21 protein-coding genes are annotated in these 25982 nt (G+C 71.4%); 10 read left to right on the top strand and 11 right to left on the bottom strand.

What is annotated here, in order from left to right; genetic code table 11:
• Nucleotides 1-2: 2 nt before the first annotated feature.
• Nucleotides 3-503, bottom strand: coding sequence for a sigma factor-like helix-turn-helix DNA-binding protein (locus ACIG0D_RS14970; protein ID WP_399800245.1), 501 nt, complete (start codon nucleotides 501-503; stop codon nucleotides 3-5).
• A 296-nt stretch (nucleotides 504-799) separates the two neighbouring features.
• On the bottom strand, nucleotides 800-1306 hold the full coding sequence (locus tag ACIG0D_RS14965; RefSeq protein ID WP_399800303.1) for a MarR family winged helix-turn-helix transcriptional regulator: 507 nt from the start codon (nucleotides 1304-1306) through the stop codon (nucleotides 800-802).
• Between the two features lie 162 nt (nucleotides 1307-1468).
• On the opposite strand from ACIG0D_RS14965, the gene ilvA reads away from it, so the two are divergent.
• A complete protein-coding gene (gene ilvA / locus ACIG0D_RS14960; RefSeq protein WP_399800243.1) occupies nucleotides 1469-2698 on the top strand; it encodes a threonine ammonia-lyase in 1230 nt (409 codons plus the stop codon).
• 63 nt (nucleotides 2699-2761) lie between these two features.
• Here ilvA and greA read toward each other — a convergent pair whose 3' ends face one another.
• A complete protein-coding gene (greA, locus tag ACIG0D_RS14955) occupies nucleotides 2762-3259 on the bottom strand; it encodes a transcription elongation factor GreA (RefSeq protein ID WP_399800241.1) in 498 nt (165 codons plus the stop codon).
• Nucleotides 3260-3451: 192 nt separating this feature from the next.
• Entirely contained in the window at nucleotides 3452-3850 is a 399-nt protein-coding gene (locus ACIG0D_RS14950; protein WP_365758347.1) for a DUF4307 domain-containing protein, read from the bottom strand.
• Between the two features lie 170 nt (nucleotides 3851-4020).
• Between ACIG0D_RS14950 and mca the strand changes: the two genes are divergently transcribed.
• Entirely contained in the window at nucleotides 4021-4881 is an 861-nt protein-coding gene (mca, locus tag ACIG0D_RS14945; protein WP_399800301.1) for a mycothiol conjugate amidase Mca, read from the top strand.
• Nucleotides 4874-5116: a hypothetical protein gene (locus ACIG0D_RS14940; protein WP_399800238.1), complete on the top strand. Its 243-nt coding sequence runs from the start codon at nucleotides 4874-4876 to the stop codon at nucleotides 5114-5116. The genes mca and ACIG0D_RS14940 overlap by 8 nt, the downstream gene beginning before the upstream one ends.
• 9 nt (nucleotides 5117-5125) lie before the next feature.
• Here the strand turns inward: ACIG0D_RS14940 and ACIG0D_RS14935 are convergent, their stop codons facing one another.
• Entirely contained in the window at nucleotides 5126-8335 is a 3210-nt protein-coding gene (locus ACIG0D_RS14935) for a tetratricopeptide repeat protein (protein ID WP_399800235.1), read from the bottom strand.
• Nucleotides 8336-8481: 146 nt separating this feature from the next.
• Between ACIG0D_RS14935 and ACIG0D_RS14930 the strand changes: the two genes are divergently transcribed.
• From ACIG0D_RS14930 to ACIG0D_RS14910, 5 genes are all read left to right on the top strand, one after another.
• A complete protein-coding gene (locus tag ACIG0D_RS14930) occupies nucleotides 8482-10515 on the top strand; it encodes a thioredoxin domain-containing protein (protein ID WP_399800233.1) in 2034 nt (677 codons plus the stop codon).
• A 268-nt stretch (nucleotides 10516-10783) separates the two neighbouring features.
• Nucleotides 10784-12046: a glycosyltransferase gene (locus ACIG0D_RS14925; protein WP_399800230.1), complete on the top strand. Its 1263-nt coding sequence runs from the start codon at nucleotides 10784-10786 to the stop codon at nucleotides 12044-12046.
• Entirely contained in the window at nucleotides 12043-13689 is a 1647-nt protein-coding gene (locus ACIG0D_RS14920) for an ArnT family glycosyltransferase (RefSeq protein WP_399800227.1), read from the top strand. The genes ACIG0D_RS14925 and ACIG0D_RS14920 overlap by 4 nt, the downstream gene beginning before the upstream one ends.
• Nucleotides 13686-14867: a glycosyltransferase gene (locus tag ACIG0D_RS14915; protein ID WP_399800225.1), complete on the top strand. Its 1182-nt coding sequence runs from the start codon at nucleotides 13686-13688 to the stop codon at nucleotides 14865-14867. The genes ACIG0D_RS14920 and ACIG0D_RS14915 overlap by 4 nt, the downstream gene beginning before the upstream one ends.
• Complete coding sequence (locus tag ACIG0D_RS14910) at nucleotides 14864-17266, top strand: galactose oxidase-like domain-containing protein (protein ID WP_399800223.1); 2403 nt, start codon at nucleotides 14864-14866, stop codon at nucleotides 17264-17266. Before ACIG0D_RS14915 ends, ACIG0D_RS14910 begins: the two co-directional genes overlap by 4 nt.
• On the opposite strand, the gene ACIG0D_RS14905 is transcribed toward ACIG0D_RS14910, so the two are convergent.
• From ACIG0D_RS14905 to ACIG0D_RS14890, 4 genes are read right to left on the bottom strand one after another with little or no spacing between them, the layout of a single operon-like run.
• Nucleotides 17263-17994, bottom strand: coding sequence for a Mut7-C RNAse domain-containing protein (locus tag ACIG0D_RS14905; RefSeq protein ID WP_399800220.1), 732 nt, complete (start codon nucleotides 17992-17994; stop codon nucleotides 17263-17265). The two genes, ACIG0D_RS14910 and ACIG0D_RS14905, sit on opposite strands and share 4 nt — an antisense overlap.
• 35 nt (nucleotides 17995-18029) lie before the next feature.
• A complete protein-coding gene (locus ACIG0D_RS14900; protein WP_399800217.1) occupies nucleotides 18030-18668 on the bottom strand; it encodes a TetR/AcrR family transcriptional regulator in 639 nt (212 codons plus the stop codon).
• Entirely contained in the window at nucleotides 18665-19015 is a 351-nt protein-coding gene (locus ACIG0D_RS14895; protein ID WP_399800215.1) for a hypothetical protein, read from the bottom strand. Before ACIG0D_RS14895 ends, ACIG0D_RS14900 begins: the two co-directional genes overlap by 4 nt.
• A 58-nt stretch (nucleotides 19016-19073) precedes the next feature.
• Nucleotides 19074-19802, bottom strand: a complete 729-nt coding sequence (locus ACIG0D_RS14890) for a hemolysin III family protein (RefSeq protein WP_399800213.1) — start codon at nucleotides 19800-19802, stop codon at nucleotides 19074-19076.
• A 304-nt stretch (nucleotides 19803-20106) separates the two neighbouring features.
• Here ACIG0D_RS14890 and ACIG0D_RS14885 point away from each other — a divergent pair, with 304 nt between their 5' ends.
• Together ACIG0D_RS14885 and ACIG0D_RS14880 are read left to right on the top strand one after the other, a co-directional pair.
• Nucleotides 20107-21942 carry a phosphoenolpyruvate carboxykinase (GTP) gene (locus tag ACIG0D_RS14885; protein WP_399800210.1) on the top strand — a complete coding sequence of 612 codons (1836 nt, stop codon included), beginning with the start codon at nucleotides 20107-20109 and terminating at the stop codon, nucleotides 21940-21942.
• Nucleotides 21943-22169: 227 nt separating this feature from the next.
• The gene (locus ACIG0D_RS14880) at nucleotides 22170-23903 is read left to right on the top strand and encodes an Ig-like domain repeat protein (RefSeq protein ID WP_399800207.1); all 1734 of its coding nucleotides are present in this window, start codon (nucleotides 22170-22172) and stop codon (nucleotides 23901-23903) included.
• Nucleotides 23904-24105: 202 nt separating this feature from the next.
• Here the strand turns inward: ACIG0D_RS14880 and ACIG0D_RS14875 are convergent, their stop codons facing one another.
• Together ACIG0D_RS14875 and ACIG0D_RS14870 are read right to left on the bottom strand one after the other, a co-directional pair.
• Nucleotides 24106-24519 carry a hypothetical protein gene (locus ACIG0D_RS14875; RefSeq protein WP_399800204.1) on the bottom strand — a complete coding sequence of 138 codons (414 nt, stop codon included), beginning with the start codon at nucleotides 24517-24519 and terminating at the stop codon, nucleotides 24106-24108.
• Nucleotides 24520-24630: 111 nt separating this feature from the next.
• Nucleotides 24631-25842, bottom strand: coding sequence for a pyridoxal phosphate-dependent aminotransferase (locus ACIG0D_RS14870; RefSeq protein WP_365758316.1), 1212 nt, complete (start codon nucleotides 25840-25842; stop codon nucleotides 24631-24633).
• Between the last annotated feature and the right edge of the window lie 140 nt (nucleotides 25843-25982).

Below are 25982 nucleotides of genomic sequence, written 5' to 3'. Positions count from 1 at the left end.
CCTCATGACGGCACCGTCTTCGCCGCCGCGGGCGCGGGGGTGCGGGGCGGGTGCAGCAGCGTCGCCGTGGCCCGGTCGCAGACCGTGCGGACGCGCTCGCGGGGCAGGCCGAGCAGCGCGGCGGTCTGCTCCTCCGCGACCCCTTCGAAGAGCCTCAGCACCAGGATCAGCCGCTCCTGCGGGCCGAGCGCGGCGAGCACGGTGCCGGGGCCCGGCCGGAACCGGGCGAGGGCCCCGCCGTGATGGTGCCAGGCCTCCCGCGCGAAGCGGGTGGCCAAAAACTGACGGGCCCGGTCGTACGGATCCTCCCCGCGCAGCCGGTCCCAGCACGCGTACGTGTGCGCGAGGGCATAGGTGAGCAGGCGCCGTGCGCGCGGGTTGTCGTCCGGTGTCTCCGCCGTGAGCAACGTGGCGGTGTGCAACAGCCGCCCCGCCGCACCCGCGACGAACGCCCGGAACTCCAGGGCCCGGCGATCGCCCAGGGACGCTTGCCGTCGTCGCACCACGCCTCCCCCCTGAGGGCGACCAAGGACGCGGATCCGAGGACCCGGTCTCATATGAGGCCAGGCGAAGCGTTTCGGTCAAGAGCCGTGCACGGCCTGTGCCGGGCCGGGTGCGACCTGAGTTCGGCTCGGGTACGGACTGAGGGACGGCCCGCTTACGGGCCGGGGCAGGCAGGGGGGCAGCCGGGATCTACGGTCAGCCGGGACCTACGGCCGGCCGGGCGCGGCCAGGGTCGGCAGGGGCGCGGCCGGATTCAGCCGGGGTTGCGGCCAGGGGCAGTCGGGCGTCGCCCGGGTCAGGACGGTGGGGTGGGTTCCGCCACCGGGGCTCCCGCTGCGCTCATGCGGGCCGAGAGGGCCACGTTGAAGCGGGTGAGGAGGGTGCAGAAGGCCTCACGTTCCTCCGGTGCCCAGTCCTGGGTCAGTTCGGCCATCAGCCGGCGCCGCGACGAGCGCACCTCCTCCAGGCGGGACAGGCCGCGGGGGGAGAGCTGGAGCACCACGGCCCGCCCGTCCTCGGGGTGCGAGGTGCGCTTGACCAGGCCGGAGTCGACCAGCGGCGCGACCTGGCGGGTGACCGTCGAGGAGTCGATGCCCATGCTGGAGGCGAGCGCCTTGACGCCCATGGGGCCCTCCTTGTCGAGCCGGTTGAGCAGCAGGTACGCGGCGCGGTCCATGGAGTTGCGCACCTGCCCGACGCCGCCGAGCCGGGTCTGTTCGGCGCGGCGGGCGAACACCGCCACCTCGTGCTGGAGGGCGTCGAGAAGACCGGTGTCACCGACGGTCGTCATGTCCATCGACATTTCAGGTGTTGTGGGCATGGCCGGGGGCTCACTTCATGAATGGGTGCTGGGTTGGGGGACAGGGTACGCGGCCCGGAGGCGGGTCGTACCGGCGCTGCGCAAACCAGTCTCGGAGGTTGGTCACAACCGCGCTTCCCGCCCGTGAACTGCGATGCTGGAGTCATGAGCTACCGCACCGCTGACTCCTTTCGCACCGTCACCCTCGACGATGTACGCGGGGCGCAGAAGATGCTCACGGGGGTCGCGCGGGTGACCGCGATGGAGGGCAGCCGGCACCTGAGCGGGCTCGTCGGCTCACCGGTGCACCTCAAGTGCGAGAACCTCCAGCGGACGGGCTCGTTCAAGCTGCGCGGTGCCTACGTCAGGATCGCCGGGCTGCTGCCCGAGGAGCGGGCCGCCGGAGTGGTCGCCGCGAGCGCCGGCAACCACGCGCAGGGCGTGGCGCTGGCGTCGTCCCTGCTCGGGGTGCGTTCGACGGTGTTCATGCCGAGGGGCGCCCCGCTGCCGAAGATCAGTGCGACGAGGGACTACGGCGCCGAGGTGCGCCTGCACGGTCACGTCGTCGACGAGACGCTGGCCGCCGCCCAGGAGTACGCCGCCGACACCGGCGCGGTCTTCATCCACCCCTTCGACCACCCCGACATCATCGCGGGCCAGGGCACCGTCGGCCTGGAGATCCTGGAGCAGTGCCCGGAGGTGCGCACGATCGTCGTCGGGATCGGCGGCGGCGGGCTCGCGGCGGGCATCGCGATCGCGGTGAAGGCGCTGCGGCCGGACGTGCGGATCGTCGGCGTGCAGGCGGCGGGCGCGGCGGCGTATCCGCCCTCGCTGGCGGCGGGCCGCCCGGTCTCCATCGAGAACCCGGTGACCATGGCCGACGGCATCAAGGTCGGGCGGCCCGGGGACGTGCCCTTCGGGATCGTCGGCGCGCTCGTCGACGAGGTGCGCACGGTCACCGAGGACGAGCTGTCCGCCGCCCTGCTGCTGTGCCTGGAGCGGGCCAAGCTGGTCGTGGAGCCGGCCGGGGCGAGCCCGGTCGCGGCGCTGCTGAGCGACCCCGGCGCCTTCGAGGGGCCGGTGGTGGCGGTGCTGTCGGGCGGCAACGTCGACCCGGTGCTGATGCAGCGCGTCCTGCGCCACGGCATGGCCGCGCAGGGCCGCTACCTGGCGGTACGGCTGCGGCTGACGGACCGGCCCGGTGCCCTCGCGACGCTGCTCGGGGTGCTGTCGGCGGTCGACGCGAACGTCCTCGACGTGAGCCACGTACGCACCGATCCGCGCCTCGGCCTCACCGAGGCGGAGGTGGAGCTGCACCTGGAGACCAAGGGCCCGGCGCACTGTGCCGAGGTCGGCGAGGCGCTGCGCACGGCGGGCTACACGGTCATCGAGTGACGTAGGCCGACGCCCCCGGTGTCACACGACACCGGGGGCGTGAAGCAGTGGCTGCGGCCGGGATCAGCCGCTGTACGGCTCGGCCTTCAGGATCTTCACCGAGGCCTTCTTGCCGTTGGGCAGCTCGTACTGCGCGTCCTCGCCGACCTTCTTGCCGTTGACGCCGGTGCCCAGCGGGGACTGCGGCGAGTACGTCTCGATGGTCTCGCTCGCGTACTCCCGGGAGGCGAGCAGGAACGTCAGCGTGTCGTCCTCGTCGCCGTCGAAGGCGATCGTGACGACCATGCCGGGCGCGACGACACCCTCGGTCGCCGGAGGCTCACCCACCTTGGCGTTCTCGAGGAGCTGGGTCAGCTGGCGCACGCGGAGCTCCTGCTTGCCCTGCTCCTCCTTGGCCGCGTGGTACCCGCCGTTCTCCCGCAGGTCGCCCTCCTCACGCGCCGCGGCGATCTTGGCCGCGATCTCGGTGCGCGCGGGACCAGACAGGTACTCAAGCTCTTCCTTGAGCTTGTCGTACGCCTCCTGGGTCAGCCAGGTGACGTTCTCGCTGGTCTGGGTCACAGGTGCTCCTCGTCGGTACTGGGAATACAAAGCATCGCCCTACCCAGAAGAATGTTCCTTCAGGAGTGGGCGAAACCACGAGCCTAACAATTCAGGGACGGAAGGGGGAGGACATAAGTCACCAAAGCCGCGTCAACGCAGGTCAGCCGGTCGATATTCCGGGTGGTGCGTCGGCGGTGCGCGGTGGTGCGCTCAGTCCGCGTGGCAGCCCAGCAGCTCGGCCGTGGTCCCGGGCGCGGTGGTCCGCAGCGTGACGACCTCGGTGAGGCGGGTGGCGTCCCCGTCGAAGCGGAAGTCCGCCCGGCCCACCTCGGCGCCGTTCTCCGCCTGGGACCGTACCGTGCAGTAGCCGGATGCGCCGGCGTCCTTCTCGACGCGCAGTTCGACCTTCACCGCGTCGTCCTGGAGATCGAAACTGATCACTTCGGCGCTGATCTTGTTCTGGCCGACGTAGTGGTACGCGAAGTACCCGACCAGGACGACGAGCAGCGCTCCCAGGACCCCGCCGATCACCTTGAGCGTGCGGTCCGTGCGCTCGTCGGAGGAACGGCCGTAGCGGCCCTCGCGCAGTGGCGTACGCACCGTACTCATGATCATCCTCTCGGCCGGGCGGGACACCCTGTTCCGAAACGGGCCTTCCGGCCTTACCCCGGAATTATTCACCCTCCGGTTCGGTCACTATAGAAGCCGCCGTTCGCACCCGGTCCACCGGGCGCCGACACAACGACCGAGGAAGAGCCTTGACTGACCAGCTGCGACTGATGGCCGTCCACGCCCACCCCGACGACGAGTCGAGCAAGGGCGCGGCCACCATGGCGAAGTACGTGTCCGAGGGGGTGGACGTGCTGGTGGTGACCTGCACCGGCGGGGAACGCGGCTCCATCCTCAACCCGAAGCTCCAGGGCGACAAGTACATCGAGGAGAACATCCACGAGGTGCGCAAGAAGGAGATGGACGAGGCCCGGGAGATCCTCGGCGTCAAGCAGGAGTGGCTCGGCTTCGTCGACTCCGGCCTGCCGGAGGGCGACCCGCTTCCCCCGCTGCCGGAGGGCTGCTTCGCCCTCGAGGACGTCGACCACGCGGCCGGCGAGCTGGTGAGGAGGATCCGCTCCTTCCGTCCCCAGGTGATCACCACCTACGACGAGAACGGCGGCTATCCGCACCCCGACCACATCATGACCCACAAGATCACGATGGTGGCGTTCGAGGGCGCGGCGGACACCGAGAAGTACCCCGAGGCCGAGTACGGCCCGGCCTACCAGCCGCTGAAGGTCTACTACAACCAGAACTTCAACCGCCCCCGCACCGAGGCCCTGCACCAGGCGATGCTCGACCGCGGCCTGGAGTCCCCCTACGCGGACTGGCTCAAGCGCTGGGACGAGTCCGGCTTCCAGAACCGCACTCTCACCACCCACGTGCCCTGCGCCGACTTCTTCGAGATCCGCGACAAGGCGCTGATCGCGCACCGCACGCAGATCGACCCCGACGGCGGCTGGTTCCGCGTCCCGCTGGAGCTCCAGAAGGAGGTCTGGCCCACCGAGGAGTACGAGCTGGCGAAGTCCCTCGTCGATACCTCCCTCCCCGAGGACGACCTCTTCGCGGGCATCCGGGACAATGCCTGACATGACCCCAAGCACAAGCCTGGCCATGACGCACTTCGTGACCATCGCCAAGGAGTTCGACAAGGACAAGGTCACCCCCGGTGTCCTCGGCTTCATCGTCTTCGCGGTGATGGGCCTGGCCGTCTGGGCCCTGATGAAGTCCATGAACAAGCACATGGGCAAGGTCGACTTCGAGGAGGCCCCGGCCGACGACGCGAAGTCCCCGGCCGCGGCCTCCGAGGCGAAGAAGAGCTGACCCGCGCGGTCAGCGGGCGTCACGCGCCGCCCGCACCGCCACGCCCATCACCTCCCGGGCGTGGCGGCTCGGCACCATGCCCAGGCGCCAGGCCTGCCAGCCCGCCTCCAGGCTGACCCCGCGCTCCAGCAGCAGCCCGTACGCCTCGACGTACCCGTCCAGCTTCTCGTCGCGCGCGGGATGCCCGGCGCGGGCCAGCTGGGCCAGCTCCTCCTGCGCCACCGCCGTCCCCACCTCCACCCCGCCCGGGGCGGCGTACGGCAGCAGGGTGCAGCGCAGGAAGCGCGCCCAGTCCTCGCCCCGCCGGTCGCCGTACGACGCGAACAGGCCCGCCGCCTCGTCGCACAGGGCGAGCGCCTGCGCCGTACGCGCGTTGCCCGCGTCCACCACGGCCAGCTCCAGGCACGTCCACGCCTCGCCGTGGGCGACACCGATGCGCCGGAAGTCGGCGCGGGCGTCCACCAGGAGCTGACGGGCGAAGCCCGAGTTGCGCAGCGAGCCGGTCTGCGCCGCCCGCTGGTCGCGGGTGACCCGCGCTGAGTGGTGCCGGGCGCAGGCCAGGCCGTACACGTCCCGCATCCGGGAGAACATCGTGCGGGACCGCTCCAGCTCGCGTACCGCCCGGTCCAGGTCGCCGGTCTCCTCCAGCGCCTGTCCCAGGTAGTACAGCGTCCACGCCTCCCCGCGCGCGTCCTCGTTCTCCCGGTGCCGCGCCGCCGCCTGCCGCAGCTCCTCCGCCGCCGGGCCGCCGTCCCCGGTCAGCAGCAGGGTCCGCGCCAGCTGGGTCAGCGCCCAGGCCTCGCCGCGGGCGTCGCGGGTGCGGCCGTAGCGCTCCAGGGCCTGCCCCAGCTCCGCGCGGGCGCGCTCCGCGTCGCCGAGGCGGATGTACAGCTGGCCGAGCTGGAAGTGCGCCCACGCCTCGCCGTGCACGGACTCACCCGCGCGGTGCAGCTCCAGCGACCGGGTCAGCAGCTCGAGCGCCTCCGCGAGACGGGCCCGGTCCCGCTCCACCGCCGCCAGCGCGTGCATCGTCCACGCCCGGTCCGTCGCCAGCGCCGGCGCGGCCTGCATGTCCAGCGCCTCCCGCAGCTTCGCCGCCGCCTCGGTCAGGTTGCCCTGGTGATGCAGGGTGATGCCGAGCGAGCACAGCGCCCGCGCGGCGCCCGCGTCGTGGTGGGCCTCCCGGTACAGGTCGACCACCGACGTCAGCGTGGCCCGCGCCCGGTCCAGCTCGCCGAGCTGCCGGGCCGCGATACCGGTGCGCCACTGCACCGAGCGGATCAGCAGCCCCTGGTCCACGGCCTGCGCCAGTTCGCTGATCTCGCCCAGCCGGTACAGGTCGCCGCGCAGCAGGCAGTAGTCGCACAGCGCGCCCAGCAGGTTCAGCACCGCCCCCTGGTCCACGCCCTCCGCGTGCCGCAGGGCCGCCGTGATGAAGCTCGACTCGTCGTCCAGCCAGCGCAGCGCCTCGTCGAGCGAGGTGAAACCGTGCGGGCCGAACCGGTCCGAGCGGGTCGACATGTTGCCGTCCACCAGGCGCAGCACCGAGTCCGCGAGCTCGGCGTAGTTCACGATCAGCCGCTCCTGCGCCGCCGTACGCTCCGCCGGGTCCTCCTCGTCGAGGAGGCGGGCGTGCGCGAAGGCGCGGACCAGGTCGTGCAGGCGGTAGCGGTGGCCGCGGACGTGGTCGATCAGGCCCGCGCGGGACAGCGCCACCAGGTGCCGGGTCGCCTCCGCCTCGTCCGTCGCCAGCAGCGAGGCCGCCGCCGCGGCGCCCAGCGACGCCCGCCCGGCCAGCGCCAGCCGGCGCAGCAGTCTGCGCCCCGGCTCCGGCTGGTCGGTGTAGCGCAGCCACAGCGCCCGCTCCACCGGCCCCACCGGACCGTACGCCTCCAGATCCGCGGCCAGCCGCCGCGGCGACCGGGCGCCGAGCGAGGAGCCCGCGATGCGCAGCGCCAGCGGCAGCCCGCCGCACAGCTCCCGGACCCGGTCCGCGGACTCCGCGTCGTACGGCCCCGGATCCCCCTGCGCCGCCTCGCGCAGCAGCTCCTCCGCACCGGCCGCCTGAAGCGCCGGCACCTCCAGGTGGTGCACCCAGGCCGGGAAGTCCTCCGGCAGGCTCAGCGGCTCGGGCGCGGTGACCAGCACCAGGCTGTCGGAGCGCTCCGGGACCAGCGCGCGCACCTGCTCCGGATCGGAGGCGTCGTCGAGGACGACCGTGACCGGCACCCCCGTCAGATGCTGGTGGTACAGCTCGCCGAGCCGCTTCACCTGCTGGTCCGCCGACGACCGCTCCCGGAACAGCAACTGCTCGCGCGGCGCGCCCAGCCGGTTCAGCAGATGCAGCAGTGCCTCCCGCGTGGACAGCGGCTCCTCCTCCGGGCTGTCCCCGCGCAGATCCACCAGGCACGCCCCGCGGAACTGGTCCCGCAGATCGTGCGCGGCCCGCACCGCCAGCGCCGTACGGCCACTGCCGGGCGCCCCGTGCAGCACCACCACCGTCGGCCGGGTACTCGTACTCGCCCGGGCAGCCTGCACCCACTGCCGGATCCGGGCCAGCTCCTGCCGCCGCCCCGCGAACGCGCCCGCCGGTTCCGGCAGGTGTCCGAACGACTGCTCCAGCGCCGCCCGCCCGCGCGCCGCCGCGCTCTTGTCCGCGCCCAGCAGTTGCGGCCCGCTCTTCTTCGGTCCCGTCGACGCGGCGAGCACCCGCTGCTGATCGAGGAACGGCCGGATCCCGCGTACCTCCAGCGCCGTCAGCCACTGCAGCCGCAGCTGCTCCGGTCCGCCGGGCTGCCCGGCCGCCCCCGCGCGGTGATGCGCGGCCGGCAGATGCGCCCCGGCCACCTTCACGACGGTCGCCGCCGCGCCCGCGAACCCGACGGTGACCCCCGCGCCGAGCGCGGTGCCCGTGCCGGTGCCGAGCGCCAGGTCGGCGACGGCCGCGGCGACGGCGGCGACCACCGCCACCATCAGCGGCGTCCCGGCGCCCTCGCGCGCGTACCGCTGCCCGAACGTCAGCCGCCCGGCCTCCGCCTCGTCCAGCGCCCGGGTGTAGGCGTCGTACTCCTCCCGTGCCGCCCGCGCCATCGCGTCCAGCGACCCGCGCGCCCGCGCCAGCAGCACCTTTCCGTCGGTGCGGCCTCCGGACCGCCGCACCTCCTCCTCCACGGCCCTCACCAGCAGCCGCTCGGCCTCGGCCCGATGACTGTCCCGCATGGCACGTCCCCCTCCGGCGGCAACGGCGTTCCCGGCCAAGTGTGATGCGCATGACGAGTCCAGGGGAGAGGGCGGGACCGCCGGAACCCGGGGCTCCGCATCCGTGCCGTGAGCCGAGGAACGGGTACTGCGGCAGGATGGACACCATGCCGAACCGACTCGCCCACGAGACGTCCCCCTACCTGCTCCAGCACGCGGACAACCCCGTCGACTGGTGGCCCTGGTCCGAGGAGGCGTTCGCCGAGGCGCGGCGCCGGGATGTTCCCGTGCTGCTGAGCGTCGGCTACTCGAGCTGCCACTGGTGCCACGTGATGGCACACGAGTCCTTCGAGGACGAGGCCACGGCCGCCTACCTCAACGAGCACTTCGTCAGCGTCAAGGTCGACCGGGAGGAACGCCCCGACGTGGACGCCGTCTACATGGAGGCCGTGCAGGCGGCCACCGGGCACGGCGGGTGGCCGATGACCGTGTTCCTGACCCCGGAGGCGGAGCCGTTCTACTTCGGCACGTACTTCCCGCCCGCGCCGCGGCACGGGATGCCCTCGTTCCGGCAGGTGCTGGAGGGCGTGCGGCAGGCGTGGGACGACCGGCGCGAGGAGGTCGCCGACGTCGCGGGGAAGATCGTGCGCGATCTCGCCGGGCGGGAGATCGACTACGGCGCCGGCAAGCAGGTGCCCGGGGAGCAGGAGCTGGCGCAGGCGCTGCTGGGGCTGACCCGGGAGTACGACCCGCAGCGCGGCGGCTTCGGCGGCGCGCCCAAGTTCCCGCCGTCGATGGTGATCGAGTTCCTGCTGCGCCACCACGCGCGCACGGGCTCCGAGGGCGCCCTGCAGATGGCGCGGGACACCTGCGAGCGGATGGCCCGGGGCGGGATCTACGACCAGCTCGGGGGCGGCTTCGCCCGCTACTCCGTCGACCGGGAGTGGGTCGTGCCGCACTTCGAGAAGATGCTGTACGACAACGCGCTGCTCTGCCGGGTCTACGCCCACCTGTGGCGGGCCACCGGATCGGACCTCGCCCGCCGCGTCGCCCTGGAAACCGCCGACTTCATGGTGCGCGAACTGCGCACGGCCGAGGGCGGTTTCGCCTCCGCGCTCGACGCCGACAGCGACGACGGGACGGGGCGGCACGTCGAGGGCGCGTACTACGTGTGGACGCCGCAGCAGCTGCGCGACGTCCTCGGGGACGACGACGCCCGGCTCGCCGCGCAGTACTTCGGCGTGACCGAGGAGGGCACCTTCGAGCACGGCTCCTCCGTGCTGCAACTCCCGCAGCACGAGGGCGTCTTCGACGCCGCGCGGATCGACGGCGTGCGGCAGCGGCTGCTGCGGGCCCGCGAGGAGCGGCCCGCACCCGGCCGGGACGACAAGGTCGTCGCCGCCTGGAACGGCCTCGCCATCGCCGCGCTCGCCGAGACCGGCGCCTACTTCGACCGCCCCGACCTCGTCGACGCCGCCCTCGCCGCCGCCGACCTGCTGGTCCGGGTGCACCTCGACGACCGCGCCCACCTCGCCCGCACCAGCAAGGACGGGCGCACCGGCGCCAACGCGGGCGTGCTGGAGGACTACGCGGACGTCGCCGAGGGGTTCCTCGCGCTGGCCTCCGTCACCGGCGAGGGCGTGTGGCTGGACTTCGCCGGGCTGCTGCTCGACCACGTGCTCACCCGGTTCGCCGACGAGAAGACCGGCGCGCTGTTCGACACCGCCGCCGACGCCGAGCGGCTGATCCGCCGGCCGCAGGACCCGACCGACAACGCCGCCCCGTCCGGCTGGACCGCCGCCGCGGGCGCGCTGCTGAGCTACGCCGCGCACACCGGCTCCGAGCCCCACCGCACGGCCGCCGAGCGGGCGCTGGGCGTGGTGAAGGTGCTGGGGCCGCGGGTGCCGCGGTTCATCGGCTGGGGGCTCGCGGTGGCGGAGGCGCTGCTCGACGGGCCGCGGGAGGTGGCGATCGTGGGGCGCGCGGCGGACGACACCGGCGCGCGGGAGCTGCACCGTACGGCGCTGCTCTCCAGTGCGCCTGGTGCCGTCGTCGCCTACGGCCCGGTTGGCGGCGAGGAGTTCCCGCTGCTCGCGGACCGGCCGCTGGTCGGCGGTGAACCGGCCGCGTACGTCTGCCGTAACTTCACCTGTGACGCTCCGACGACCGACCCCGAGCGGCTGCGCGCGGCGCTTTCGTAGCGGTGAGCGCCGCGCTTCCGGGCCGGTGGGCGCGGGGCGCGCAGGGCGGTGAGCGCTGGGCTTCCGGGCCGGAAAGCGCTGTCTGAAATGATCGGAAACTGAGCAGGTGTTCGGTTAGATCCCGCTAGGCACCTCACCGGCCGGAAACACGCTTTTTATCGGAACAGCTCCCACGCTTCACAGTTCCCCCCTAGTCTCTGCACATGCCGTGACGCCCGGCCGCTGCCGGCCGTCATGGCGGGGGGATTTGGGATCTGGGGGGATCTGTTTGCTGACGTCTGTCTTCATCGCTGCCGTCTCGCTCGCCCTGTTCTGGATGGCGGCGTTCACCCTGTGGTGGCAGATGCACGCGTGGCGCACGCCCGAAGTGCTCGCCTCCACCCGGTTCAGCCGGCCCGAAGGGGCCGAGCAGCTGTCCTTCTCGCTGCTGCTTCCCGCGCGGCACGAGCAGGCCGTGCTCGACCACACCATCCAGCGGCTGCTGGAGTCCACACACACCGACTTCGAGATCATCGTGATCGTCGGCCACGACGACCCGGAGACCACCGAGGTCGCCGAGCGCGCCGCCGCACGTGACCCGCGGGTGCGGGTCGTCGTCGACACCCACGAGAAGAAGAACAAGCCGAAGGCCATGAACACGGCGCTGCCGCACTGCCGCGGCGACGTCGTCGGGGTCTTCGACGCCGAGGACCAGGTCCATCCGGAGCTGCTGGCCCACGTCGACCACGCCTTCCGCGCCACCGGCGCGGACGTCGTCCAGGGCGGCGTCCAGCTGATCAACTTCCACTCGAGCTGGTACAGCCTGCGCAACTGCCTGGAGTACTTCTTCTGGTTCCGCTCCCGGCTGCACCTGCACGCCCAGAAGGGGTTCATCCCGCTCGGCGGCAACACCGTCTTCGTCCGCACCGACGTGCTGCGCGAGGCGGACGGCTGGGACCCCAACTGCCTCGCCGAGGACTGCGACCTGGGCGTGCGGCTGTCCAGCGTCGGCAAGAAGGTCGTCGTCGCCTACGACTCCGAGATGGTCACCCGCGAGGAGACACCCGGCTCGCTGATGAGCCTGCTGAAGCAGCGCACCCGCTGGAACCAGGGCTTCCTCCAGGTCTACCGGAAGCGGGACTGGAAGCAGCTGCCCACCTTCGGACAGCGCCTGCTCGCCCGCTACACCCTCATGACGCCGTATCTGCAAGCCGTCTCCGGGGTGGTCATCCCGCTCAACGTCGGGATCGCGCTCTTCCTGGACGTGCCCGTCGGCGTCGCCTTCATCACCTTCCTGCCGGCCGTCACCGCCCTGGTGACCTTCGTCTTCGAGCTGGTCGGACTCCACGACTTCGGCAAGCAGTACGGGCTGCGCGTCCGGTTCGTCCACTATCTGAAGCTCATCGTGGGCGGCCCCTTCTACCAGGTGCTCCTCGCCGGGGCCGCCGTCCGCGCCGTATGGCGGGAACAGCGCGGCCGTAACGACTGGGAGCTGACCAGCCATGTCGGCGCTCATCTCGCGCACGCGAACCGAGAGGACGTTCCTGCGTGACCTCCACCCTTCCCGCGGCGACCGGAATCAAGGTCCCCGCGCAGCGCACCGCTGCGCCCATGACCCGTCCGACCGGTCGGACACAGCCTCCGCAGCGACTGCGCTCCTCCCGCTCCGACCTGGTCCTGTGCGGTGTCCTCCTCGTGGCGATCCTCGTCGTCCAGGGCTGGAACATCGCCGACTACCCCACCCTCAGCGACGACGAGGGCACCTATCTCGCCCAGGCCTGGGCCGTCCAGGAGGGCCGCGGCCTCGCCCACTACACCTACTGGTACGACCATCCGCCGCTCGGCTGGATCCAGCTCGCCGTCCTGACCTGGATACCCGCGCTGATCAGCCCGGACGCGATGACCGTCGGCACCATGCGCGCCGCGATGCTGCTGATCTCCGCGGTCAGCGCGGTCCTCGTCTACGTCCTCGGGCGCCGCCTCGCCCTGCCCCGCTGGGCCGCCGCGCTCGGCATGGCGCTGTTCGGGCTCTCCCCGCTGTCGGTCGTCCTCCAGCGGGAGATCTTTCTCGACAACCTCGCCGTGATGTGGACGCTGCTCGCGTTCACCCTCGCCGCCTCCCCGAGCCGCCACCTCTGGCACCACTTCGGCGCCGGCATCGCCGCCGCGACGGCCGTGCTCACCAAGGAGACGATACTCGTCGTCCTGCCCGCCCTGCTGCTCACCATGTGGCGGCACAGTCACCGCGACACCCGCAAGTTCGCGGTCACCGGCGCGATCACCGCCTGTGTCCTGATCGGCCTGTCGTACCCGCTGTTCGCCCTGCTCAAGGGCGAGTTGCTGCCGGGCACGGGCCATGTGTCGCTGTGGGACGGCATCGTCTACCAGATGAGCCGCCCCGGCTCCGGGTTCATCCTCGACGAGGGCACCGGCTCCCATGGCGTGCTTCAGTCCTGGCTGTACTACGACCGCGTCCTGCCCCTCGGCGGCCTCGCCGGCGCCCTGCTGCTCCTGCTGACCTGGCGCTGGTCGGTCACCGCCCGCGCGCTCGCCGGGCCCGCGCTGACCGTCGCGATCCTCGCCCTGGTCGCCCTGCGCCCGAACGGCTACCTGCCCGCGATGTACATCATCCAGGCGCTGCCGTTCCTCGCCCTGGTCCTCGCGGGCGGCACCGCCAGCGTCGCCCACGCCGTCCTGCACAAGCGGCGCCACGCGGGCCGCCGGCCGCACGCGCGGTACGCGGTCGCCGCCGTCCTCGCCCTCGCCGCGAGCGCCTACGTGCTGCCGCGCTGGTACGACGGCGCCCGCACCGCCGTGACCGCCGACGCCAACGCCCCCTACCGGGCCGCCGCCGAGTGGCTGGCCACCGAGGTGCCCGACCCGGGGGACACCCGGGTCCTGGTCGACGACGCGCTCTGGCTGGACCTCGTCCACCAGGGCTACGAACCCGGCCTCGGCGCCATCTGGTTCTACAAGGCCGACCTCGACCCGGCCGTCACCAGGACCATGCCGCGCGGCTGGCGGGACCTCGACTACGTGGTCGCCTCGCCGACGGTGCGGCGCGACGCGGTCGACCTGCCCAACGTCAAGGCCGCCATCGAGCACTCGACGCCGGTCGCCGTCTTCGGCACCGGCGCGGACCGGATCGAGATCCGGCGCATCCAGACCGCGGGCGCCCCAGGAGGCGAGCGATGAGCCACGAGTCCACCGTCCCCGACGAGACCGTCGCCGCGACCGAGGTCGCCGGGGTCGCCGAGCCGGGCGCCGTCACCATCGTCGTCCCGACCTTCAACGAGTCGGCGAACATACGGCAGCTGCTGCACCAGATCACCGAGTACGTGCCGGCCCGGCTGCCCTGCGAGGTGGTCTTCGTCGACGACTCCACCGACGACACCCCGGAGGTGATCCGAGCCGCCGCCGCGGACTGCCCGTTCCCGGTGACCGTGCTGCACCGCGAGGAGCCCGTGGGCGGGCTCGGCGGCGCGGTCGTCGAGGGCATGAAGGCGGCCGGCTCGGACTGGATCGTCGTCATGGACGGCGACTGCCAGCACCCGCCCTCCCTCGTCCCCGAACTCGTCGCCACCGGCGAACGCGCGGGCGCCGGACTCGTCGTCGCCTCCCGCTACCTCAAGGGCGGCAGCCGCGCCGGGCTGGCCGGCAGCTACCGCGTCGCCGTCTCCCGGGGCGCGACCTGGCTGACCAAGGTCCTCTTCCCGCGCCGGCTGCACGGCATCAGCGACCCCATGAGCGGCTTCTTCGCGATCCGGCGCAGCGACATCACCGCCGAACTGCTCCAGCCGCTCGGCTACAAGATCCTCCTCGAACTCGCGGTGCGCAGCCGCCCCCGCGAGGTCAGCGAGGTCCCGTTCGTCTTCCAGGAGCGGTTCGCCGGGGAGTCCAAGTCCACCGCGCAGGAGGGGATGCGCTTCCTGCGCCATCTCGCCGGGCTGCGCACCGCCGACCCGCTGGCCCGGCTGGTGGTGTTCGGGCTGATCGGGCTGTCGGGTTTCGTGCCGAACCTGGCCGCCCTGTGGGCCATGACCGAGGCGGGCCTGCACTACGTGCCCGCCGAGATCGTCGCCAACCAGTTCGGCGTGGCCTGGAACTTCCTGCTCATCGAGAAGCTGCTGTTCCGCGACCGGCGGCGGCACCGCCACTGGGCCGACCGCACCCTGCGGTTCGCGCTGCTGTCCAACGCCGACCTGGTGCTGCGTATCCCGCTGATCGCGCTGCTGGTGGCGCAGTTCGGGCTCGCCGTGCTGCCGGCCACGGCGCTCGCCCTCGCCATCACCTTCGTCCTGCGCTTCGTCGGCACCGAGGCGCTGGTCTATCTGCCCCGCAGGAGCCGCACAGCCACAAGGAGCACCGCATGAGATCCGGACGGAGAGCGGCCCTCGTGGCCGTCATGGGACTCACCGGGGGCCTGCTGCTCACCACTCCGCAGCCCGCCTCCGCCGCCAACCTGATCAGAAACCCCGGGTTCGAGACCGCCGGCACCGGCGACATGCCGTACTGCTGGCAGAAGTCGGGCTGGGGCGACAACGACTTCACCTTCGAGACCGTCGCCGACGCCCACTCCGGCGGCAAGGCGATGAAGGTGACGCTGACCCGCCGGGCCGACGGCGACCGCAAGGCGCTGATCACCGAGTCCGCGGACTGCGCGCCGGGGGTGACCGCCGGCAAGCAGTACGACCTGTCGCTCTGGTACAAGACGACGACACCGGACGCCAACATCACCCTGTTCCGGCACGACACCACGGCGGGCTGGCAGTACTGGACCGACCTGAAGACGCTCCCGATGGCGGGGGACTGGACCCAGGCGTCCGTCCGCACCCCCGAGGTGCCGCCCGGCACCGACCGCATCAGCTGGGGCGTTTCCGTCTACGGCACCGGCTCGGCCACCACCGACGACTACACGATGGAGCAGGTCGCCGACCCGGTCCCGCCGCCGCGGTGCACCGGCACGGCGGACGAGTGCGCGAACGGGAAGTGGGAGGTGCTGCCCGCGCAGAACCCGGTGCGCTCCATGCACTCGGTGGTCCTGCACAACGGCAAGGTGCTGCTGATCGCGGGCTCCGGCAACGACCCGGAGAAGTTCGAGGCGGGCACCTTCACCTCCGCGGTCTACGACCCCGCGAACGGCAGCTACAAGATCATCCCCACCCCGAAGGACATGTTCTGCGCCGGACACGTCCAGCTCCAGGACGGGCGGGTGCTGGTCATGAGCGGCAACAAGGGCTACCCGACCGCGGACGGGAAGATCGGCTACCAGGGGTACAAGGACTCGTACGTCTTCGACCCCGGGACGGAGACCTACACCAGGACCAGCGACATGAACGACGGGCACTGGTACCCGTCGGCGACCGTCCTGGGCAACGGTGACGTGCTCTCCTTCGGCGGGCTGAAGGAGGACTCCACCGGCTCGGTCACCGCCGAGCGCTGGTCGCAGGCCGAGCAGCGCTGGCTGCCGACCTGGCAGGTCAAGCAGACCTGGTCGTTCTGGGGCCTGTACCCGTCGATGATCCTCATGCAGGACGGCCGGCTCTTCTACTCCGGCAGCCATGTCTTCGGCAACAACATCCCCGGCACCGGCGCCGCGATCTACGACTACGACGCCAACACCATCACCCAGGTCCCCGGCCTGCGGAAGAAGGACGAGCGGGACCAGTCGGCGAGCGTGCTGCTGCCCCCGGCGCAGGACCAGAAGGTCCTCACCATCGGCGGCGGCAACATCGACAGCAACCCGGACGCGAACCGGCTGACCGACGTCATCGACCTGAAGCAGCCGAACCCGTCCTACGTCGCCGGACCGCCGCTGCCGCAGGGCACCGTCGACTTCGGCGACGGCAAGGTCCCGCAGACCGGCGACCAGGGCAAGATGTACGTCTCCGCGGTGCTGCTGCCCGACGGCAAGGTCATGGAGACGGGCGGCGCCCTGCACAACCGCGCCGACCCGGTCTTCGAGACCTCGCTCTACGACCCGCAGACGAACACCTTCGACCCGGTGACCGCCGACCCGGAGGCCCGCGGCTACCACTCCTCCGCGTTCCTGCTCCCCGACGGCCGGGTCATGACCACCGGCGACAACCCGGGCAACGGCAGCTGGAACCACAACGTGTCCGTCTACACCCCGCCGTACCTCCTCAAGGGCCCCCGCCCGACGATCACCTCGCTGATCGACACCGAGTGGACCTACGGCGACACCCAGCGGATCACCGTCGACCGGCCCATCGCCAAGGCGGAGCTGATCCGCCCGGCCGCCGTCACCCACTCCTCCGACCCCAACCAGCGGTTCGTGGACCTGCCGCTCACCGTCGACGGGAACAACGTCGACCTGAACGTGACGAACAACCCCAACGTGGCCCCGCCCGGCTGGTACATGCTCTTCGCGGTCGACGCAAACGGGGTGCCCTCGGTGGCGAAGTGGGTGCACCTCCAGGGGCCGTCCGCGCTCAAGGCCGCCGACGCCTCCCCGCACATCCACTCCTTCGCGGACGACCTCGAAGGCAAGGTGCAGCGCCCCGGCAAGAAGCGCGCCTCCCAGCCGGTCAGCCCCACCGTCTCCGGCTGCGACCGCCACTACGGCTCCGCCAACGTCTGCGTCCCCACCGCCTTCCCGCCCCAGGTGAAGAAGACGACGGCCGCCCGCTGCACCTGGCTGAAGCAGAACGACTACGGCCGCCTGAAGGTCAACGGCGCGGACGACCCGCTCGCCCTGGACCGCGACAAGGACGGCGTGGCCTGCGGAAAGGGGGACTTCAAGCGGCGCTAGCCGCGCTGCGCGAACTCCGCGAGGGCGCGCTCCACGATGGCCTCCAGCTGTTCGTGGTGCGCGCCCTTCCAGTAGGCGCGCCCGCACTCCCGGCACTGCGCGAACACGTCGTACGTCCGCTGGGTGCCGGCCTCCAGCCGGTCGGCGACCTCCTCCTTGGTGGCCTCCTTCAGCAGGCCGTTGCAGGCGGTGCAGCGGGTCCAGGGGCGCAGCTCGGGGCGGAACCGGTCGAGGACGTCCCGCAGTTGCTCGTCGGGGCGGGTGCTGTAGACGAACGCGCCGGCGAAGAGTTCACGGCGGCGCAGCAGCCCCCGGTCGCGGCTGAGCATGACCCGCTGCTCCGCGGCCGAGCGGGCGGCGAGCGCGGCGTCGCCGATGTCCGTCGACTCGTAGGCGGTGTCCACGCCGAGCAGCCGCAGCCGGCGCGCGAGGGTCCCCAGGTGCACGTCGAGCAGGAAGCGCAGGGGAGCGTCCGGGATCCGCTGCGGACGGGGCACGGCCCGTACGCTGACCCGCTCGCCGTCCTTCGGGACGTGACCGGCGGGCACGGGCCGGCCGTCGACGAGGAGTCCACCGACCTCGGTGAGCGGCACCCCGAGCGATTCGACGACATGCCCGAGCGTCGAGACGCCGTCGGTGGCGAGCCGGGTGGCGCCGGAACGCCGGTGCTGCGGCACGAACAGGGCGAGTTCGGGGGCGACTTCGACGTGGATCTCGGGTGCGTTCACACGGCCAAGGATGGCATGGGCGGGAGTGCCGGACCTCAGGGTTTCCGCTGGGGGAGGCCGTGCTCCAGGACGTCCAGGGCGCGGTCGACGAGGGTGGCGAAGTCGTCCCGGTGGCCGTTCTCGGCCCAGTACAGGGATGCCTCCATCAGACCGCCGATCAGGGACATCGCGAACACCCGCACCTCAAGATCACCGGGGTCGCGGCCGGTGCGTTCGGCGATGGCCTGGCAGAGCATGCGGCCGGTGACCGACATGCTCTCCATCATGCGCGAGCGCACCGCCGGCACCTGCACCATCAGGTGGGTGCGCAGCCGCGCGATCTCCGCGTCCTCCTCCACCCCCGTGCGCACGGCTTCCCGCAGCACGTGCCGGATGGCCTGCGGCCAGGGCTCGTCCGCGGTCCGGGCGCGCAGATCGGCCAGCACCAGCGGGTCGTACTCGTCGGTGAGGACGATGTCCTCCTTGGTCGGGAAGTACCGGAAGACGGTCGACGGCGACACTTCGGCGCGCTCGGCGATCTGGTCGATCGTCGTGGCGTCGTACCCCTGCTCCCGGATCAGCTCGTACGTCGCCGAGCGGATCGCCTCCCGCGTCTTGATCTTCTTGCGTTCGCGCAGTCCGATCCGAGGGTGGTCGGCGGGGGAGGTGCTTCGTGCGGCCGTCATGGAGGTCATTGTCGAACATCCTCCCCGGGGGTCGCCATGACCGGTCCCGCGGCGTCCGGGAGCCGCCGGGGCGCCGGGTCCTCCGGCAGGAAGGCCGCCGCGAGCAGTGCGGCGGCCAGGGCCGCGACCCCGCACACCAGCAGGGCGACACCCATGCCGTGGACGTAGGCCTGGTCGGCGGAGGCGGCGAGCGCCGGGGAGTGGGTCCGTCCGGCGATCAGATGCGCGGCGATCACCGCGTCCCCGGCGGCGTCGGCGGCGGCGCCGGGCAGCCCGGCGGTGTCCAGCCGGGCCCGGTAGGCCGCCGCGAGCAGGCTGCCCGGCAGGGCTGGTGTCGGGGCATGAAAAAGGGCCACGGCTCGCAAAGCCGTGGCCCGAAGGTGGCCCGGGGAGGGCCCGACGGGGGGTGGTTCCCTACGCGTGCTGATAGGCCACCAGGGAGATCCCGATGTAGTGGGCGATGAACGCCGCCAGGGTCAGGGCGTGGAAGACCTCGTGGAACCCGAACCAGCGCGGTGACGGGTTCGGGCGCTTGATGCCGTAGACGACTCCGCCCAGGCTGTAGAGGACTCCGCCGACGATCACCAGGACGAGGACGGCGATGCCGCCCGTGCGCATGAAGTCGGGCAGGAAGAACACGGCCGCCCAGCCCATGGCGATGTAGCACGGGGTGTACAGCCAGCGCGGGGCACCGACCCAGAAGACCCGGAAGACGATGCCGGCCAGGGCCGCGGCCCAGATGCCCCACAGCAGCCACCGCCCCTTCGTCCCGGGCAGGAGCAGCAGGGTCAGCGGGGTGTAGGTGCCCGCGATGATCAGGAAGATGTTGGCGTGGTCCAGGCGGCGCAGCACGCCGTCCATCCGAGGGCTCCAGTTGCCCCGGTGGTAGAGGGCGCTCACGCCGAACAGCAGGCACGCCGTCAGGGCGTAGACACCGCACGCTATGCGGCCGCGGGTCGAGCTCGCGAGGGCCGTCAGCACGAGGCCCGCGATCAGCACCGCCGGGAACATGCCGAGGTGCAGCCAGCCCCGCAGCTTCGGCTTGATGGTGTCCGGCAGGGACGGATGCGGCAGATGCAGCCCAGCGGAACCACGGTCGGCGACCGGCGTGTCCGTGGGCGCGTCGGAGGCGGACGCAGTCATGCGAGGCATCGTACCTACGGGGTCGTAAGTGACGGATCAGAGTCTCCTGACAACAGTGCGCGACCGTCGGTGAGGAACACAAAGAAAAGGTCACCCGAACCCAAGGTGGACGTAAAAAATCCCGGCGAAAACCGCAGGACGTGGCGTTCCTCACGGCGCTCAGGTGTGCGGTCCTCTGGACAAATGCGCAGTCGCCTCGGATGATCAAATGAGTGCGGTCGGCACCGGATGAGCGGCTACGAAGCATCCGGGTCGCGGCCCCCACGGGGCAGACAGGACAAAAATCCCTCATTTAGGAGCGATCGTGGCGCGCGACAACGCGGCTCCCAGCACCGTCAGCCCGACCACCCATCAGGAACTGATCTCGTGGGTGAACGAGATCGCGGAACTGACCCAGCCGGACAACGTGGTCTGGTGCGACGGATCCGAGGCCGAGTACGAGCGGCTGTGCGAAGAGCTCGTCCAGAAGGGCACCTTCCGGAAACTCGACCCGATCAAGCGCCCGAACTCCTACTACGCCGCCTCCGACCCCACCGACGTCGCCCGCGTCGAGGACCGGACCTTCATCTGCTCCGAGAAGGAGGAGGACGCCGGCCCCACCAACCACTGGAAGGCCCCCGCCGAGATGCGGGAGATCTTCCAGGGCTCCGGCGGCGAAGGCGGCCTCTTCCGCGGCTCCATGCGCGGCCGCACCATGTACGTCGTGCCCTTCTGCATGGGCCCGCTCGGCTCGCCGCTGTCCGCGATCGGCGTCGAGATCACCGACTCCGCGTACGTGGCCGTCTCGATGCGCACGATGACCCGCATGGGACAGGCCGTCCTCGACGAGCTCGGCTCCGAGGGCTTCTTCGTGAAGGCCGTGCACACCCTCGGCGCCCCCCTGGAGCCCGGCCAGGAGGACGTCCCCTGGCCCTGCAACCAGACCAAGTACATCTCGCACTTCCCGGAGACCCGCGAGATCTGGTCCTACGGCTCCGGCTACGGCGGCAACGCCCTGCTCGGCAAGAAGTGCTACGCCCTGCGCATCGCCTCCGTGATGGCCCGCGACGAGGGCTGGCTCGCCGAGCACATGCTGATCCTCAAGCTCACCCCGCCGCAGGGCGAGTCCAAGTACGTCGCCGCCGCCTTCCCGTCCGCCTGCGGCAAGACCAACCTGGCCATGCTGGAGCCCACGATCTCCGGCTGGACGGTCGAGACCATCGGCGACGACATCGCCTGGATGCGCTTCGGCGAGGACGGCCGCCTGTACGCCATCAACCCCGAGGCCGGCTTCTTCGGCGTCGCGCCCGGCACCGGCGAGCACACCAACGCCAACGCGATGAAGACCCTGTGGGGCAACGCGGTCTTCACCAACGTCGCCCTCACCGACGACAACGACGTGTGGTGGGAGGGCATGACCGAGGAGCCCCCGGCCCACCTCACCGACTGGAAGGGCAACGACTGGACCCCGGCGTCCGAGACCCCGGCGGCCCACCCCAACGCCCGCTTCACCGTCCCCGCCTCGCAGTGCCCGATCATCGCGCCCGAGTGGGAGGACCCCAAGGGCGTGCCGATCTCCGCGATCCTCTTCGGTGGCCGCCGCGCCACCGCCGTCCCCCTGGTGACGGAGTCCTTCGACTGGAACCACGGCGTCTTCCTCGGCGCGAACGTGGCCTCCGAGAAGACCGCCGCCGCCGAGGGCAAGGTCGGCGAGCTGCGCCGCGACCCGTTCGCGATGCTGCCGTTCTGCGGCTACAACATGGGCGACTACATGGCCCACTGGATCGACGTGGCCAAGGACAAGGACCAGTCCAAGCTGCCGAAGATCTACTACGTCAACTGGTTCCGCAAGAACGACGAGGGCAAGTTCGTCTGGCCCGGCTTCGGCGAGAACTCCCGCGTCCTGAAGTGGATCGTGGAGCGCCTGGAGGGCAAGGCCGAGGGCGTCGAGACCCCGATCGGCATCCTGCCGACGAAGGACGCCCTGGACACGAACGGCCTCGACCTGTCCGAGTCCGACCTGGAGTTCCTGCTGACGGTCGACAAGGAGGTGTGGCGCGAGGAGGCCGCCCTGGTCCCCGAGCACCTGAACACCTTCGGCGACCACACGCCCAAGGAGCTGTGGGACGAGTACCGCGCCCTCGTGGAGCGCCTGGGCTGATCCCCCACCCCCAAGACCCCGCGGCCGGTTGAACCGACTGTGCCCTGACCAGCTACATCGTCACGGCCGGCCGCGGTGACCTCGTCACGGCACCGGAGCCCCGCACAACGGCGTGCGGGGCTCCGGTGTTTCCCCTTGCGGCCCGATCTTCACGGCTGTTTCATGCTCTTTACAGGTGTCTCACGACATACCGTGGGGCGCTCTAATTCAGCCTGTGGGGGGCACAGTTGAATACAGCACACCGTTCCCGGAGACTCGCGGCGACCGCTCTCGTCACCGCTCTCGCCGGAACCGGCCTGACCGTCGCCGCCGCGCCCGCGGCCCACGCGGCGGCCTCCGACGTCGTCGCCAAGCTGCCGATCTCCTCGTTCTCGGCACTGGCCGTCGACAACGTGCACCAGCGGGTCTTCGTGGCGGACCGGAACGTCGGTTACTACCTCAACTCCGGCACCATCGCCGTCTACGACTTCGACGGCGAGCGGCTGACCACGATCACCACCAACCAGCAGCACGTCTCCGGCCTCGCGGTCAGCGCCGACGGCGGCAAGTTGTGGGTCGGCCTGCGCGAGCGCGTCGAGACCTACGACACGGTCACCTATCAGCGCACGTCCGCCGCCGTCGCCTCCTCCGACAACTGCGGCCGCGAGGTCGCCGAGTCCGGCGGCCAGCTCTACATGACGGCGCCGCAGGCCCAGTACTCCTCCGACTGCCCCACCGCCACGACCCATCTCGACGGCATCGTGGACGGCCTGTACACCCGCACCGGGTGGAACGACTCCGGCCAGCTGCTGCTGGAGGCGGGCGCCGGGGACCGGATGCTCATGGGCCAGCCGCTCAACGCCAAGGCGTCCAACCCGTTCGTCACCGTGTTCGACACCAGGGACGGCAGCCTGGTCCGCAACGCCGCGCGCCGCTTCGCCGACAGCGACGGCAAGGGCGCCCTGAACCTGAAGGACATGGCGCTCTCCGCCGACGGCGGCAAGGTCGCCCTCGCCGACGCGTCCGCCGGCACCCGCCTGCTGAACACCGGCGACCTGTCGGACGCCGACACCGCCTACCGGCCGCTGCCCGCCGGGGCCACCGCCAGCGCGGTCGCCTTCAGCGGCGACGGCACGTACATCGCGCGGGGCGCCGCCGCCTCGGGCGCGACCCCCGACCTGCTGGTCCAGCCCGCCGACCCGGCCGACGCCACGACCCCGCTGGAGTTCGTCTTCGAGGGCAGCCTCGACGGCGACCGGGTCGTGCCGCGCGGCATGGAGTGGTCCGCGGACGGCTCCCGGCTGTTCACGGTCACCACCAACGCGTCCGGCAACCAGTTCTGGCTGCACGTCATCCAGCCCCCGGCCGTCCAGTACGACGTCCGCTTCACCGGCGACCTCGCCCACAGCCCCGCCCAGGCGGTGGCGGGGGAGCCGCTGGCGGTCCGCGGGCGACTGGAGTACGACGGCCCCGCGCCCGCCCAGCCGCTGAAGGTGACCGCCACCCGCACCGACGCGAACGGCACCCATGAGCTGGGCACCTTCACCGTCCGGGAGGACGGCACCTTCACCGTCCTCGACGAGCCCGACCTCGTCGGCGACGCGGTCTACACGGTGTCCTACCTCGGCGACCTGACCCACCGCCCCGCCACCGACCTCACCCGCACGGTGTCCGTCGGCAAGGCGCCCAGCTCCCTCACGCTCACCGCCCCGGCGGAGGCGACCCTGGACGGCGGCATCGAGATCACCGGCACGTTCACCGCCCAGGGCAAGGCCCTGCCCGAGCGGGCGGTACTGAAGGTGGAGCGCACCGACCGCCTGGGCACCGGCACGCTCACCCCGGTGACGGTCGCCGCGGACGGCACCTTCACCATCAACGACATCCCGCGCACCCGCCGCGAGGTGACCTATACGGTGACCTGGCCGGGCGACACCCTGCACACGGGCTCGACGGCGTCGGCGACGGTGTTCGTACGACGGTGAACTGTCGACCTAAAGGGGTGACGGCCAGGGGCGCGGGGAACTGCGCGACCAGCCACGGACAACGGGCAGCCGCAGACGACAAGGCGCCCTACGGCGAACAACCGCTCAAGCCAACGTGGTGAATTTGTGGCAACCCGGTCCGCGCGTCGCTGCGTGCACGCGGACCGGGGCCGTCAAAGGGAGCCCTTCGAAAAGGAAGGACTCAGCGGGACGCGAGTTCCCGCGGCCCCAGCGCCTCCGCGTGAGCGTCCATCCGCTCGGCCGCGAGGATCGCCGCAGCGGTGTCCGCGCGGGACGCGGCGACGACGAGGGCCCGCCCCGCGAGCGCGTGCGCCCGCTGATGCAGCGCGGCGAGATGCGGCTCGGACACCGTGCTCACCGCGGTGCGGACCGGCTCCCGCCCGCCGCGCAGCCGGGCCACCTGCTCCGCCAGCCGCGTGGCCGCGGTGTCCAGGTCGTCGGACGGGGCCAGCGCGCGCAGCTCGTCGGTGACGGCGAGCAGCGCCGCGAGATGACCCGCGAGCTGGATGTCCAGCTCCTCCTCACGCGACCGGTGGGGGAAGTCCGGGGTGCCGGCCATCGTGTGGACCGACTTGGTGCGGATCGGTTCGTACATGGGATGGCCTCCTGTGCTCTGACAGAAGCCATCCTACATTGGATTCGTTCTAAAGTTGAGCGCGATCCCGAAAAGCCGGGCCGTGAGGTTCCAGGGCGCGCGCGACGGCCCCTACAGCTGGCTGTAGCCGTCGAGGAAGTTCCCGATCCGCCCGATCGCGTCGCGCAGATCGCCCGCCGTCGGCAGCGTCACGACGCGGAAGTGGTCCGGCTCGGGCCAGTTGAAGCCGGTGCCCTGGACGACCATGATCTTCTCCTGCCGCAGCAGGTCCAGCACCATCCGCCGGTCGTCCTTGATCTTGAAGACCTTGGGGTCGAGGCGCGGGAAGAGATACAGCGCGCCCTTCGGGCGGACACAGCTCACGCCCGGGATCTGCGTCAGCATCTCGTACGCGACGTCCAACTGCTCCTTCAGCCGCCCGCCCGGCAGCACCAGGTCGTTGATCGTCTGGCGTCCGCTGAGCGCGGCGACCACCCCGTGCTGGCCCGGCATGTTCGCGCACAGCCGCATGTTCGCCAGGATCGTCAGACCCTCGATGTAGGAGTCGGCGTGGGCGCGCGGGCCGGAGATCGACATCCAGCCGACCCGGTAGCCGGCCACCCGGTACGCCTTCGACATGCCGTTGAAGGTGAGGGTGAGCAGATCGGGGGCGACGGCGGCGGTCGGGGTGTGCGTGGCGCCGTCGTAGAGGATCTTGTCGTAGATCTCGTCCGAGCAGACCAGCAGGTTGTGGCGGCGGGCGATGTCGGTGAGGCCCTTGAGGACGGTCTCGTCGTAGACCGCGCCGGTCGGGTTGTTCGGGTTGATGATGACGATCGCCTTGGTGCGGTCGGTCACCTTGCGCTCGACGTCGGCCAGGTCCGGCATCCAGTCGGACTGCTCGTCGCAGCGGTAGTGCACCGCCGTACCGCCGGACAGGGAGACGGCGGCCGTCCACAGGGGGTAGTCCGGGGCCGGGACCAGCACCTCGTCGCCGTCGTCCAGCAGGCCCTGCATCGCCATGACGATCAGCTCGGAGACGCCGTTGCCGATGAAGACGTGCTCGACGTCGGTTTCGATGCCAATGGTCTGGTTGTGCATGACGACCGCCCGGCGGGCGGCCAGCAGGCCCTTGGCGTCGCCGTAGCCGTGCGCGGAGGACACGTTCCGGAGGATGTCCTCCAGGATCTCGGGCGGGCACTCGAAGCCGAACGCCGCCGGGTTGCCCGTGTTCAGCTTGAGGATGCGGTGACCGGCAGCTTCCAGCCGCATCGCCTCCTCGAGCACCGGGCCCCGGATCTCGTAACAGACGTTGGCGAGCTTGGTCGACTGGATCACCTGCATGTCTGGGAGCTTACGGCCGGGTATCGCTGCGCGGGTCGTGTTTTCCGCCACGTGAGACGGCTGGTTTGGATGGATATGTCTCCGCGCTGTCCCTGGAGACACTCCAGTCCCTAGAATGCGCGGCCATGTCCGAGCCCCCC

Source organism: Streptomyces sp. NPDC052773 (genome assembly GCF_044547145.1).
Lineage (GTDB): Bacteria > Actinomycetota > Actinomycetes > Streptomycetales > Streptomycetaceae > Streptomyces.
This window is presented reverse-complemented; position numbering and strand designations above follow the sequence as displayed.

Coding starts and splice junctions, on each gene's coding strand:
- ACIG0D_RS14950 (WP_365758347.1), bottom strand. CDS start 3,850: ATGAGTACGGTGCGTACGCCACTGCGCGAGGGCCGCTACGGCCGTTCC.
- ACIG0D_RS14915 (WP_399800225.1), top strand. CDS start 13,686: ATGAGCCACGAGTCCACCGTCCCCGACGAGACCGTCGCCGCGACCGAG.
- ACIG0D_RS14940 (WP_399800238.1), top strand. CDS start 4,874: ATGCCTGACATGACCCCAAGCACAAGCCTGGCCATGACGCACTTCGTG.
- ilvA (WP_399800243.1), top strand. CDS start 1,469: ATGAGCTACCGCACCGCTGACTCCTTTCGCACCGTCACCCTCGACGAT.
- ACIG0D_RS14965 (WP_399800303.1), bottom strand. CDS start 1,306: ATGTCGATGGACATGACGACCGTCGGTGACACCGGTCTTCTCGACGCC.
- ACIG0D_RS14900 (WP_399800217.1), bottom strand. CDS start 18,668: ATGACCTCCATGACGGCCGCACGAAGCACCTCCCCCGCCGACCACCCT.
- mca (WP_399800301.1), top strand. CDS start 4,021: ATGGCCGTCCACGCCCACCCCGACGACGAGTCGAGCAAGGGCGCGGCC.
- ACIG0D_RS14935 (WP_399800235.1), bottom strand. CDS start 8,335: ATGCGGGACAGTCATCGGGCCGAGGCCGAGCGGCTGCTGGTGAGGGCC.
- ACIG0D_RS14890 (WP_399800213.1), bottom strand. CDS start 19,802: ATGACTGCGTCCGCCTCCGACGCGCCCACGGACACGCCGGTCGCCGAC.
- ACIG0D_RS14870 (WP_365758316.1), bottom strand. CDS start 25,842: ATGCAGGTGATCCAGTCGACCAAGCTCGCCAACGTCTGTTACGAGATC.
- ACIG0D_RS14910 (WP_399800223.1), top strand. CDS start 14,864: ATGAGATCCGGACGGAGAGCGGCCCTCGTGGCCGTCATGGGACTCACC.
- ACIG0D_RS14930 (WP_399800233.1), top strand. CDS start 8,482: ATGCCGAACCGACTCGCCCACGAGACGTCCCCCTACCTGCTCCAGCAC.
- ACIG0D_RS14875 (WP_399800204.1), bottom strand. CDS start 24,519: ATGTACGAACCGATCCGCACCAAGTCGGTCCACACGATGGCCGGCACC.